The sequence below is a fragment of the Litorivita sp. NS0012-18 genome (genome assembly GCF_040371945.1).
Classification (GTDB): domain Bacteria; phylum Pseudomonadota; class Alphaproteobacteria; order Rhodobacterales; family Rhodobacteraceae; genus Litorivita.
Genome location: NZ_BAABWS010000001.1, coordinates 1,169,338 through 1,181,172 on the forward strand (window position 1 = coordinate 1,169,338; position 11,835 = coordinate 1,181,172).

The window sequence follows — 11,835 nt, forward strand, 5'->3', positions numbered from 1 at the left end:
CCATGACAACCGAAGTCCGCGTCCCCACACTTGGCGAATCCGTGACCGAAGCCACCGTGGCCACTTGGTTCAAGAAACCCGGCGATCCGGTCGCTGCCGACGAGATGCTGTGCGAATTGGAAACCGATAAGGTGACCGTCGAAGTGCCCGCGCCCGCCGCTGGCACCATGGGCGAGATCGTCGCCGCCGAGGGCGAAACCGTCGGCGTCGATGCCTTGCTCGCGACCATCACCGAAGGCGGCGCTGCCGCGGCCGCCCCCGCCAAATCCGACACCAAAGCCGCCGCAGCCCCCGCCGCAGGCGGGTCGGACAAATCCGTGGATGTGATGGTCCCGACTTTGGGCGAAAGCGTCACCGAGGCGACCGTCTCCACATGGTTCAAGAAAGTCGGCGACACCGTGGCCCAAGACGAGATGCTCTGCGAGCTTGAGACCGACAAGGTCTCGGTCGAAGTGCCCTCGCCCGCCGGTGGCGTTCTGAGCGAAATCACCGCCGCCGAAGGCGCCACCGTCGATGCCTCGGCCAAATTGGGCGTGATCTCCGGCTCTGCGGGCGCGGCGGCTGCGGCCCCTGCGGCTGCGGCCTCGGCCCCTGCGCCCGCAGCCTCGGGCGGCAAAGACGTCGAGGACGCCCCCGCCGCCAAGAAAGCCATGGCCGAAGCCGGCATCAGCCGCGACGCCGTGACTGGAACCGGCCGCGACGGGCGCGTGATGAAAGAAGACGTCGCCAAAGCCATCGCGGCGGGCGCAAGTGCCGCGCCGGCCCCTGCCGCCGCCGCCCCGCGCGCGCCGGTCTCGGCCGATGATGCCTCGCGCGAGGAACGCGTGAAGATGACGCGCCTGCGCCAGACCATCGCGCGCCGCCTCAAGGACAGCCAAAACACCGCCGCCATGCTCACCACCTATAACGAGGTGGACATGACCGAGGTGATGGCCCTGCGCAACGAATACAAAGACCTGTTCTTGAAGAAACACGGTGTCAAACTCGGCTTCATGTCCTTCTTCACCAAGGCCTGCGTCCATGCGCTCAAGGAAGTGCCCGAGGTCAATGCCGAGATTGACGGCACCGATGTGGTCTATAAAAACTTTGTCCATATGGGCATCGCGGCGGGCACGCCCACGGGTCTCGTGGTGCCGGTGATCCGCGACGCCGATGCCATGTCCTTTGCCGATATCGAAAAGGCCATCGCCGAAAAAGGCGCGCGCGCGCGTGACGGCAAATTGTCGATGGCCGAGATGCAAGGCGGCACCTTCACCATCTCCAACGGCGGTGTTTACGGCTCGCTGATGTCCTCGCCGATCCTCAACCCGCCGCAATCGGGCATCCTTGGCATGCATAAAATCCAAGACCGCCCCATGGCCATCAACGGTCAGGTGGTGATCCGCCCGATGATGTATCTGGCGCTGTCCTATGACCACCGCATCGTCGATGGCAAAGGCGCGGTGACCTTCCTCGTGCGCGTCAAAGAGGCGCTCGAAGACCCGCGCCGCCTGTTGATGGATCTGTAACCTGCTTGCGGGGCGGCCGGTTCGCGTGCCGCCCCTCTTTCCCTGCGCTTATTGGTGCTCCACATGATCCGCCCGATCCATCTTGCAACGGCCTGCACCGCCCTTTGGGGCAGTAGTATGCACGCCGAAACCGCCAATCCCGCGCGGCTGGCAACGGGTGATCTGGTGCTCAAATCGCACAGCTACGACAGTAAGGCAGACCGGTTTATCCCCGTGGACGCGGCGCAAGAAAATGCCTGCTTTACTGTTATTGGCCTGCAAGGCCGCTTCCTCGTGACCGAGCTTGTCTCTGGCCACTACGCGCCCGCGTGGATGGAGGCCGCCGCCGAAATCGGCCACCGTGACGAATGGATGGGCAATGACGAATTCTACACCGCCAATCATCCGGACGCCGCCCCTTTCGAATTGACCCGCGGGCTGTTCACCACTGTGGCGGCCTGTCCGTCATGACCGGCGCGCCCCGCCCCTGTGCTGATCCACGCGATGAGATGCTCCGGACCAATCTGGCGCAGAGGGACTATTATGACCAAACCGACGGCGGTGCGATTTCCGAGATCAACAGCCCCGCGACCAACCTGTGGCGCTGGCTGCGCGCGCGGGCCAGCGCGGCGGTCTCGGACACGATGCGCGCCGGATTTTACGCGCGCCACCGCGAATGGATCGGCGATCTGGCGGGCAAGAAAGTGCTCGAACTGGGCTGCGGCACCGGCACGGCCCTGTCCGAATATCTTGCCGATCATGCGGGCGAATACCACGCCATCGACCTCAGCCCCGTGCAGGTGGCGCAATTGCAAACCCGCCTCGGCCCGCGCCCGAACGCCCGTTTCCACAGCGGCGATATCCTCGACAACGGGTTTACCGAGACCGGATTTGACGTGATCTATGCCCATTCGGTGTTCCATCACTTTCGCCATATCGAGGTGCTGTTCGACCGCCTCGATACGCTGGCCGCGCCGCAGGCGAAAATCATCACCCTCGATCCGCTGCAAAGCTGGCTGCCCGCGCGGCTGTTTCGCGCCGCCTTTCGCCCCTTTCAAACCGATGCGGCATGGGAGTTTCCCTTTGATCGCGCCACGCTGCGCAAGATCGAGACGCATTTCATCGCCGAACGCTCCATCGGCCTGTTTGAGCGGGCCAAATATGCGCTGATCCTTGGCATGATCTCGCCGCGGCTCGGCGCGCGGTTCGGCGATGCGTGGTATGGCGCCGATCTGGCCCGCGACAGCACCGGCAGCGCCCTGCGCAAAACCGGCGCGATCCAGATCAGCTATCTTCTCCGCCCCCGCACAGGAGCCGCCGCATGACCTTCGAACTCACCATCCTCGCCCTCGCGGGCTTGCTCCATATCGCGCAGTTTGCGCTGGCCTCCTATATGGCCAATGTCGATGTCGGCCCGCGCTATACCACCTCGCCGCGCGACCGCATGCCCAGCCGCGAGATGCGCACCACCACCGCCCGCCTGCTGCGCGCCTATGACAACAGCGCGGTGATGTTGCCGCTTTTCGGTCTGGGCGTGGTGATCATCACGCTGAGCGATCAATCTACCGCCCTCACCCGCGGGGCCGCCGCGCTCTATCTGGCCGCCCGCGCCGCTTATACCCCCGCCTATGCCTTTGGCTGGCAACCATGGCGCAGCTATATCTGGCTGGTGGCCATGGCCTGCTGCGCGGCGCTGTTTTTGGCGGCGCTGATATGAGCGGCCGCTTTTGCATACCCATGGCAGGGGGCCGCGCCGCGCGCGCGCCGCATGCCGCCCGCCGCGCCATCCGCACCGACGCAATACCGACGTTATACCGACGTCTTACCGACCCGCATTTTTGCCTCTAAACTGACCGTCTGAACCAAGGAGAGATCCCCATGGCGAATTACGATGTTATCATCATCGGCGCAGGCCCCGGTGGCTATGTTGCCGCCATCCGCTGCGCCCAACTGGGCCTCAAAGTGGCCTGTGTCGAAGGCCGAGACACCCTCGGCGGCACCTGCCTCAACGTGGGCTGTATCCCCTCCAAAGCGATGCTGCACGCCAGCCATATGCTGCATGAAGCCGAGCATAATTTCGCCAAAATGGGCCTGAAGGGCAAATCCCCCTCGGTCGATTTCAAACAGATGCTCGCCTATAAGGACGAAACCGTCACCGGCAATACCAAAGGCATCGAATTCTTGTTTAAAAAGAACAAGGTAGATTGGATCAAAGGCTGGGCCTCGATCCCTGCAGCGGGCAAGGTCAAAGTCGGCGACGAGACCCATGAAGCGAAGAATATCATCATCGCTTCGGGCTCCGAACCCTCCTCGATCCCCGGTGTCGAGATCGACGAGAAAACCGTCGTCTCCTCCACCGGCGCGCTCGAATTGCCCAAAGTGCCCAAGAAGATGGTCGTCATCGGCGCAGGCGTGATCGGGCTGGAGCTTGGCTCGGTTTACAAACGCCTCGGCTCCGAGGTCCAAGTGATCGAGTTCATGGACAAAGTCACCCCCGGCATGGATGGCGAAGTGCAAAAGCAGTTCCAGAAAATGCTTACAAAACAAGGGCTTGAATTCATCATGGGCGCCGCCGTGCAAAGCGTGGAGACCGGCAAGACCAAGGCCAAAGTCACCTATAAATTGCGCAAGGACGACAGCGAAGCCACCGTCGACGCCGATGTGGTTCTGGTCGCCACGGGCCGCCGCCCCTATGTCGACGGCCTCGGCCTTGAGGCGCTTGGCGTCGAGATGACCGAACGCGGACAGATCAAGACCGACGCCCATTGGGCGACCAATGTCAAAGGCATCTATGCCATCGGCGATGTGATCACCGGCCCGATGCTGGCCCATAAGGCCGAAGACGAAGGCATGGCCTGCGCCGAAGTCATCGCGGGCAAGCATGGCCATGTGAATTACGGCGTCATCCCCGGCGTGATCTATACCCACCCCGAGGTCGCCTCGGTCGGCGCCACCGAAGAGCAGCTCAAAGACGAGGGCCGCGCCTATAAGGTCGGCAAATTCCCCTTCATGGGCAACGCCCGCGCCAAGGCGGTTTTCGCTGGCGACGGCTTTGTCAAACTGCTGGCCGACAAAGACACCGACCGCGTGCTGGGATGCCATATCATCGGGCCAGGCGCGGGGGATTTGATCCACGAAATCTGTGTCGCCATGGAGTTCGGCGCCTCGGCGCAGGATGTGGCGCTGACCTGTCACGCGCATCCGACCTTCTCCGAAGCCGTGCGCGAAGCAGCATTGGCCTGCGGCGACGGGGCGATCCACGTTTAAGCACCTGTAAACAAACAAAAGGGCCGGAGGTTTCTCCGGCCCTTTTTGTATCATATCCCGCCTATGCGGGGCGCTACCACAAGGTCTCTTGCGCCCGTTTTGGATAGGCTTTGTCCCAATCTTGCGCGCCGATCTCGCCCTGCGTCATCTCGGCCAAAATCTGGCCAAGGCTCGGCACCAATGCCTTATCGTCGCGCGCCCACAGGTTCGAGCGCATCAAAGCTTTGGGGCATTGCGAATAGACCTCTTTGATCTCGACCACGATCACGCTGGCCGGATGGGTGCCGCGCTGGGTAAAGCGCGCGCGCAAATCGGCGTCATTGCTGAGCCATGCGCGCCCGTTGATGCGCACGACCGTATCCTCGCGCGGCACCATGAACATCAGTGACACACGCCCGTCCGTCACGATATTGCGAAGCGAATCCAACCGGTTATTGCCGCGCCAATCGGGCAGGGCCAAATGGCCCGCGTCCAGTTCCAAAGCCACCGGACCGTCATCGCCGCGCGGGCTGGCATCGGTGCCGTCCGGCCCATTGGTGGCCAGAATGCAAAACCGCGAGGCCGCGATCCACTGGCGATACATCGGGGTCAGCCGCTTGGCCACCTTGCGCAGCGCCGCCTTCGAAGGCGCGCCATAAAGCGCCTCAAGCGCCTCTATCGTCTCAATCTTTGCCATCCAAATCGAACCCCGCTTCGCGCATCAGGGCGTTTGAGCGCGTCTCGACCGCGCTTTCGAGCCGCTGCATAAATTCGGCCCGCTCCAACCCCGTCTCGATGGTCGGCAAAAACTCCACCACCGCCAAACCGGGTTTGCGGTAAATCCCGCGGCGCGGCCAGAACACGCCCGCATTGGTCGCCGCAGGCACGCAAGGCTGGCCCAGATCCTCGTAAAGCACCGCCGTGCCGACCTTATAGGGCACCTTTGCCCCCGGTGCGACGCGGGTGCCTTGGGAATAGATGATCAACTGCCCCGGTTTGGCCAGCCCCGCCGCCACATCGGCCACCATCTTCTTGATCGCCGCGCCGCGTTTGCCGCGGTTCACCGGAACGCAGCCGATGCGATAGGCATATTGGCCGATGATCGGCGTATAAAGAAGCTCGCGTTTCATAATGAATTTGCCCGCGGGCACCGAACCGAAGATCAGCAAAATATCGAGGAAAGACTGATGCTTGGCCGCGACCATAACCTCATCGGTGGGGGGCGTGCCGCGCACTTCGGTGCGCAATCCGATCATCCACACCGCGCTCCACCTTATCCAGCGGCAATAGAGCGAACAGGCCGTATGGGCCCCGCGCGCATGCAGCAAGGCCCAAGGCAAGAACACCACGCCCAGCACCAACATCGACAGGTAAACGTTGATTTCAAAGATCAGCGAGCGGATCCATTGCAAAGCATAGCGCATATCAGGGAAGCTCCTTGAGCGTCTTGTTGGCGGCCATACGGGTGGCCACAAATCCGACCAAAGCGGCCAGCGGCGGGATCAGTAGCGGGGTGAGCCAATGCACCCCCTGAAAGCCCAGACCGGTCAAAAACCCGCCTTCGGCCTGCGCCGAGGGCAAGAGCATCACCGCGACCAGCCCCGCGAGCGTGCCCACCGCCGCACCGCCCAAAGCGCGCAGGGTAAAGCGGCGCACGAAGGCCTGTGCGATATAACCATCGCGCGCGCCCACGAGCCGCATCACGGTGATGACCTGCGCATTCGCCGCCAAGGCCGCATTCGCCGCCAAGGTGATCATCGCCGCCATCGCCCCGCCGATGAGCAAAATCGACACCCACCCCAAAAGCCGCAGCCGCGAGGCCGCGCGCACCATCGGTTTGCGCCAACGGGTGTGATCATCCAAAATCGCGCCCGGAACCTCGCCCGCCAACCGCAGGCGCAGGCCTTCGGCGTCATAGCCCTCGGCGGTTTCCACCACGTCGATCAACTGCGGGATCGGCAATTGATCCACCGGCATATCGGGGCCGAACCACGGCTCGAGCAGCGCGCGCTGTTCGTCGCCCGACAGGGGACGGGCCGAGGCCACCCCCGGTGTGGTTTGCAACACCCGCAAGGCCGCTTCGGTTTGCGCCGCGATCTGGTCGGCGGGGGCTGAAATGCGCAGGGTCGAGGAACGGGTCAACTCCTCGCCCCAACGATCCGCCAAACGTCCGGTCGCCAAGGACAGCGCCAAGGCAAAGACCGCCAAAAACGCCATCGCCCCCGAGGCGAACAGCGTCAGCCGCGCCGTAAATCCGGTGGGCGGCACCACGCGGTCGGCCTGCCGGTCACCCGCGGCAAAGGCAAGGATCGTTTGCACCATGCTCACAAATCCGCCCCCGCCAATTGCAACCGCCGCTGCGCGATGCGCAAGACGCGCGCCTGCACTTGGCTTTTGGCGGCGCGGATAAGGTTCATATCATGGGTCGCAATCATGATCGTTTTGCCCATTTTGTTCAGCTCGATCAATAGCTTGAGCAGGCGTTGCGACATCTCCCAATCGACATTGCCCGTCGGCTCGTCGGCCAGAACCACATCGGGCGACATGATCACCGCGCGCGCCAATGCGGCGCGCTGGCGCTCGCCACCGGATAGTTCGGGCGGCAAGGCCGCAGAGCGCGCCGTCAACCCGACCCAGCCCATCAATTCCTTGAGGTTGGCCGCCTCGGCCAATGTATCGCGCCCCGAAACCGTCAGCGGCAGCGCCACATTGTCGGCCAAGGGCAGATGGTCGAGAAACTGGCAATCTTGGTGCACCACGCCGATGCGCCGCCGCGCCAAAGCCGCATCATCGCGGGTCATCATCCGCACGTCGCTGTCGAACAGGCGCACCTGCCCCGCCGTGGGGATCAAGGCGCCATAACACAGTTTGAGAAATGTCGTCTTGCCCGCGCCGCTCGGCCCCGTGAGAAAATGAAACGACCCTGGCGCGAGTTTCAACGAGATATCGCTCAGCAGCTCGCCGCCGCCGTAGCTATAGGCCACATTCTCCAATTCGATCACGCTGCACGCCCCTTTGCCTCGCCGTTTGCCCGCGTGGCACCCGATAATATCCTGTCGCAATATGCCCGCCCGTTGTGCCCCAGCGGCGACATATATTCAATCCGCTGCCGCTGGATTTCCTTTGCTCTTTTCGGTTGCTACGAAACATTCTAAGGTTAACCATAGAGCAGCAGGAAAAGCCGTCGAATGCGGCATGGGGGCGAAATGCGGTTGGTATGCCCGAATTGCGAGGCGCAATACGAAGTTCCGGACGAAGTGGTTCCGGAAAGCGGTCGCGATGTGCAATGCTCCAGCTGCGGCGACACATGGTTCCAGCAGCACCCTAAACAGATCGCCGCCGCCGAGGCAGAGGCCGAAAGCGCCGCCGAGCAAGACAGCTTTGTCGAGGATCGGCCGGCATCAGATCCCGAGCCGCAGGCCCCCGCGCCCGATCCCGTGATTGAGGATGCCGAGGACACGCTGCCCGATTACGGGCTGAGCGATGAGACCGAACAGGATCGCGGCGAGGACGAGGACGCCCCCTTCATCGAGATCACCGAGACGCCTGAGCCTGCCAACGAGAGCGCCGCGCAGCAAGACGACTGGACCCCGCCCGCACAGGATCAGGCCATCGCCAGCGCAGAGGACGACTATTACGAGGATGAAACCGGCGCGGATGAATGGGCCTCGGGCGAGGCCGACCATGATGACGCGCCCGCCCCGCCCCGCCGTCCGCTTGATGCCGGTGTCGCCGAATTGCTGCGCGAGGAGGCCGAACGCGAGGCCCGCGCCCGCGCCGCCGAATCCAACAGCGACTTTGAAAGCCAAGGCGATCTGGGCCTCGACGAGCCATCGGTCGAAGACACCCGCCGCGAGCGCGAGGCGCAAATCCGCATGGCGCGGATGCGCGGAGAGCCGGAGCCGCCCGCCGAAACCGCCGCCACATTGGCCGCCATGGGCGGGTCGCGCCGCGATCTGTTGCCCGATATCGAAGAGATCAACTCGACCCTGCGCTCGACCCGCGACCGCCGTCCCGCCTCGGCGGGAGATCAGGACGGCGTGATGGACGAGGCGCCGCAAAAGCGCAGCTTCCGCTCCGGCTTTCTCGGCGCGCTTCTCATCGCCGTGGTGCTTTTGGTGGTCTACGCCAATGCCGCGAAAATCTCCGCCGCCGTGCCTGCCATCGCCCCTGCGGTGAATGGCTATGCGGCGCAAGTGGACCGCGCGCGCGGCTGGTTGGACGCCAAAATGGTGTCGATGATGACCAAGATGGACGATATGGCAGGCGCGCCCAATACCGCCGCGCCGCAAAATCCGGCCGCAAGCGAATAGCTCCAACGCCGCAGATTGCGCTTCCGAATGGATCAACCCGCAATAGCGAAGAAACCTTGCCGCCGCTTAAAACCGCTCCAGCAAGCGTTTGAAGTAGTCGCGTTCTTTTTCAGGGCGCTCCACCTCGCCCGCGCGGCGGCGCAATTCGTCCAGCAATTCAAGAGCTTGGCCGTAAGCGTCGGAATCATAACCGCGCCCGCCATCGGAGGTTGCGGTGGTACTGCCCTGCGTGCGGCCCAAAGGATCGCGCGCGCCGCTCGGGCTGCCTTGGCCCTCGCCTTGGGCCTGCCGATCGCTGCCCTCGCCCTCGCCCGCAGCTTCGGCCATGGCCTCGCCAAGGGTGCGGATGCCGTCGCGCAGCCCGTCCATCGCCTCGGCTTGCCGGTTGATGGCCTCGGCCAGATCGTCGCGCCGCAGCGCATCCTCGGCCCCCTCCATCGCCTCGCCCGCGCGGTCCAGCGCCTCGCGCGCCGCCTCGCCGCCTTCGCTGCCCGCTTGCGGCAGATTGTTGCGCTGGCGGTTGAGTTCTTGGCGCAGGGCGCGCTGGCGATCGGCGAGATTTTGCGCCAGATCCTGACCGCCCTGCCCTTGACCGGCTTGGCCTTCGCCTTGCCCCTGACCCTGCCCTTCGCCCTGTCCTTGGCCCTGTCCCTGACCTTGGGCCTGATCTTGGCCCTGCCCCTGACCTCGGCCCTGACCGCTTTGCCCGTCTTGGCCTTGGCCCGATTGACCGCTCTGGCCTTGCTGCCCCTGCGCGCCCTCTTGACCTTGCTGGCCTGGCTGGCCGCTCTGCTGTCCGGGGTTGAATTGGTCCTGAAGGTCGCGGAAGGCCTGATCGGAGAGCGATTGTTGATCGCGCAGGGTTTCGGACAGCCCGTCCATCGCCTGCTCTCCAGGTGATTGCATGCCTTGGCCTTGGCCCTGCGCGATGCGCATGTTTTCAAGCAATTCTTGCAACTCGGCCAAGGCTTGCTGTGCCTCGGCCATGCGGCCTTGCTCCATCAATTCCTGTATCCGGTCCATCATCCGTTGCAGATCGTTTTGCGTCATCTGCATCGCATCGCCGTTTTGGGCGCTCTGCGGCGGCTCGCCCTCTTGGTTTTGCTCGCGTGCAAGCTGGCGCATGTAATCGGCGGTGGCATCGCGCAGCTCTTGCATCAACTCGGCGATCTCGTTCTCGCTGGCCCCGCGTTTCATCGCCTCGGCTAGGCGCTCTTGCGCGCGTTTCATCCGCTCGCGTGCATCCTCCAGATCGCCCTCTTCAAGCTGCAAGGCCAAGGCCCACATCGCCTCGGCGATCTCGTCGCGGCTGGCCTCCTCCATGGTCTCGCCCGCCGCAATCGCCGCCTCCAGCCGCCGCAAGATCGTGCGCAATTGCAGATAATCGCCGTCATTGCGAAACAGGCCTTCGGGTTGATAGGACATGGCGCGCAAGAGCTGCGCCGTGCGCGGCGCATTGGCGCGGGTCCACAAAAGATCGCGGCGCAATTCGATCACCGAAGCGGCCAGAGGATCAAAGAACCGCCGCGCCGCCAAACGCATGGGCAGGGTCTCGCTCGCCCCCTCTTGGCCCGCCGCGTCACTGGCATAAAGCGTCACCTTCACGGGCAGATTGGCCCAAGCATGTTTAGACAATTCCTCGATCAGCCGTTCTTCGAAATCAGCGCGGTTGCCGGCGATGGGCATCGGCAATTGCACCTCGATCGGGGCGCGCGGCTCGGGCGCAGCGGCCAGCCCGTAGCGCCGGTCCAGCGCCGCCAAATCCAATGCGATCACCCCGCGCCCCGAGATCACGCCGTAATCGTCGGAGGCGGCAAAGGGCACCGTCGTCTCGCCGCGCGCCGAGACCTCGGCGGGGCCGGTGATCTTGACCGAGGGCGCCGTATCCGGCGTCACCTCGACGCGCCACGCCCGCCCGCCCGCGCCATTGATCGCCAGATCGCCGCTCTTGCGGATCACGAAGTCTTGCGCCGGATCGCTGGCGGCGGGCACATCTTCGGCGCGGTCCGACACGGTTTCCGACAGGTTGAGCGCGCCGACCTCGCCGTAGAACCGCAAGGTGAGGCGGCTTCCCGCAGGCGCGCTGAGGCTCTCGCCGGTCAGGTCGGGCAAATAAAGCACCGGCAATCCGGTATAGGGCGGCGGCGCGAGCCAGCCCTCCCATGTCGGCCCCGAGGCCAAAGCCGCCCCGCCGCCGCGCGGCCCCATGCTGCCCACCGATCCGACCCGCCAGAAGGAGCCAAAGACCAGCCCCAGCAGCAACACCAAGAGCGCCACATAGCGCAGCCCGAACGGATCGCGCCGCGACAGGCGCAAATCGGCGGGCACGGGTTTTGCCGTTCTCGCCCGCGCCGCCATACGCGATTGATGCGCCGCCCAAAGCGCCGCGCTGGCCGCATCGCCGCGCGTTGCGGGGCGGTCGGCCAAGGCTTGCAACGGGCGGCCCTGCATCGTCGCATCAAGGCGCGCGCGCGCCTCGGCGCGGGTGGGAAAGCGAAAGGCCAAAGCCCCGCGCGACCCGAAAACAACGGCAAAAACCCCTGCCAGAACCGCCAAAACCCAAACGGCCTCAAGCGGCAAAATCTCGTGCAGGCCGAGCATCAGCGCGCCAAGCGCCGCCAGAACCACCGACCAGAAGGGCCAAAACGCCTTGGCCGCGCGTTCGGCAAACAGCCCCGCGCGGGTCAGGGCCAAAGGCCAGCGCAGCGCCCGAAGCGCCGCATCCAGAGGCGGTTTGGATCCGGTCATCCCATCCTTTCGCTCGCGCGCGGGCGCGCGCACCTGCCGCG

At 64.4% G+C, this 11,835-nt stretch carries 11 protein-coding genes; 6 read left to right on the top strand and 5 right to left on the bottom strand.

Translation table 11 applies throughout. The features are described from left to right. Positions 1 to 2: 2 nt before the first annotated feature. The 5 genes from odhB (at position 3) to lpdA (ending at position 4,754) form a co-directional block, all read left to right on the top strand. On the top strand, positions 3 to 1,508 hold the full coding sequence (gene odhB / locus ABWV64_RS05565; protein WP_353343276.1) for a 2-oxoglutarate dehydrogenase complex dihydrolipoyllysine-residue succinyltransferase: 1,506 nt from the start codon (positions 3 to 5) through the stop codon (positions 1,506 to 1,508). 63 nt (positions 1,509 to 1,571) lie between these two features. Continuing rightward, the gene (locus tag ABWV64_RS05570) at positions 1,572 to 1,958 is read left to right on the top strand and encodes a hypothetical protein (protein ID WP_353343277.1); all 387 of its coding nucleotides are present in this window, start codon (positions 1,572 to 1,574) and stop codon (positions 1,956 to 1,958) included. A 38-nt stretch (positions 1,959 to 1,996) separates the two neighbouring features. After that, complete coding sequence (locus ABWV64_RS05575; RefSeq protein ID WP_353343278.1) at positions 1,997 to 2,812, top strand: class I SAM-dependent methyltransferase; 816 nt, start codon at positions 1,997 to 1,999, stop codon at positions 2,810 to 2,812. After that, positions 2,809 to 3,204, top strand: a complete 396-nt coding sequence (locus tag ABWV64_RS05580; protein ID WP_353343279.1) for an MAPEG family protein — start codon at positions 2,809 to 2,811, stop codon at positions 3,202 to 3,204. The genes ABWV64_RS05575 and ABWV64_RS05580 overlap by 4 nt, the downstream gene beginning before the upstream one ends. A gap of 161 nt (positions 3,205 to 3,365) precedes the next feature. Then, a complete protein-coding gene (gene lpdA, locus ABWV64_RS05585) occupies positions 3,366 to 4,754 on the top strand; it encodes a dihydrolipoyl dehydrogenase (RefSeq protein ID WP_353343280.1) in 1,389 nt (462 codons plus the stop codon). Between the two features lie 73 nt (positions 4,755 to 4,827). Here lpdA and ABWV64_RS05590 read toward each other — a convergent pair whose 3' ends face one another. From ABWV64_RS05590 to ABWV64_RS05605, 4 genes are read right to left on the bottom strand one after another with little or no spacing between them, the layout of a single operon-like run. Then, on the bottom strand, positions 4,828 to 5,430 hold the full coding sequence (locus ABWV64_RS05590; RefSeq protein ID WP_353343281.1) for a pyridoxamine 5'-phosphate oxidase family protein: 603 nt from the start codon (positions 5,428 to 5,430) through the stop codon (positions 4,828 to 4,830). After that, complete coding sequence (locus ABWV64_RS05595) at positions 5,417 to 6,157, bottom strand: lysophospholipid acyltransferase family protein (RefSeq protein ID WP_353343282.1); 741 nt, start codon at positions 6,155 to 6,157, stop codon at positions 5,417 to 5,419. The genes ABWV64_RS05590 and ABWV64_RS05595 overlap by 14 nt, the downstream gene beginning before the upstream one ends. A gap of 1 nt (position 6,158) precedes the next feature. Beyond that, positions 6,159 to 7,055 carry a cell division protein FtsX gene (locus tag ABWV64_RS05600; RefSeq protein WP_353344532.1) on the bottom strand — a complete coding sequence of 299 codons (897 nt, stop codon included), beginning with the start codon at positions 7,053 to 7,055 and terminating at the stop codon, positions 6,159 to 6,161. A gap of 2 nt (positions 7,056 to 7,057) precedes the next feature. After that, entirely contained in the window at positions 7,058 to 7,735 is a 678-nt protein-coding gene (locus ABWV64_RS05605) for a cell division ATP-binding protein FtsE (protein WP_353343283.1), read from the bottom strand. A 204-nt stretch (positions 7,736 to 7,939) separates the two neighbouring features. Here ABWV64_RS05605 and ABWV64_RS05610 point away from each other — a divergent pair, with 204 nt between their 5' ends. Then, a complete protein-coding gene (locus ABWV64_RS05610) occupies positions 7,940 to 9,046 on the top strand; it encodes a zinc-ribbon domain-containing protein (RefSeq protein ID WP_353343284.1) in 1,107 nt (368 codons plus the stop codon). Between the two features lie 66 nt (positions 9,047 to 9,112). Here ABWV64_RS05610 and ABWV64_RS05615 read toward each other — a convergent pair whose 3' ends face one another. Further along, entirely contained in the window at positions 9,113 to 11,794 is a 2,682-nt protein-coding gene (locus tag ABWV64_RS05615) for a DUF4175 domain-containing protein (RefSeq protein WP_353343285.1), read from the bottom strand. Between the last annotated feature and the right edge of the window lie 41 nt (positions 11,795 to 11,835).

Coding starts and splice junctions, on each gene's coding strand:
- ABWV64_RS05580 (WP_353343279.1), top strand. CDS start 2,809: ATGACCTTCGAACTCACCATCCTCGCCCTCGCGGGCTTGCTCCATATC.
- odhB (WP_353343276.1), top strand. CDS start 3: ATGACAACCGAAGTCCGCGTCCCCACACTTGGCGAATCCGTGACCGAA.
- ABWV64_RS05570 (WP_353343277.1), top strand. CDS start 1,572: ATGATCCGCCCGATCCATCTTGCAACGGCCTGCACCGCCCTTTGGGGC.
- ABWV64_RS05600 (WP_353344532.1), bottom strand. CDS start 7,055: ATGGTGCAAACGATCCTTGCCTTTGCCGCGGGTGACCGGCAGGCCGAC.
- lpdA (WP_353343280.1), top strand. CDS start 3,366: ATGGCGAATTACGATGTTATCATCATCGGCGCAGGCCCCGGTGGCTAT.
- ABWV64_RS05610 (WP_353343284.1), top strand. CDS start 7,940: ATGCGGTTGGTATGCCCGAATTGCGAGGCGCAATACGAAGTTCCGGAC.
- ABWV64_RS05595 (WP_353343282.1), bottom strand. CDS start 6,157: ATGCGCTATGCTTTGCAATGGATCCGCTCGCTGATCTTTGAAATCAAC.
- ABWV64_RS05575 (WP_353343278.1), top strand. CDS start 1,997: ATGCTCCGGACCAATCTGGCGCAGAGGGACTATTATGACCAAACCGAC.
- ABWV64_RS05615 (WP_353343285.1), bottom strand. CDS start 11,794: ATGACCGGATCCAAACCGCCTCTGGATGCGGCGCTTCGGGCGCTGCGC.
- ABWV64_RS05590 (WP_353343281.1), bottom strand. CDS start 5,430: ATGGCAAAGATTGAGACGATAGAGGCGCTTGAGGCGCTTTATGGCGCG.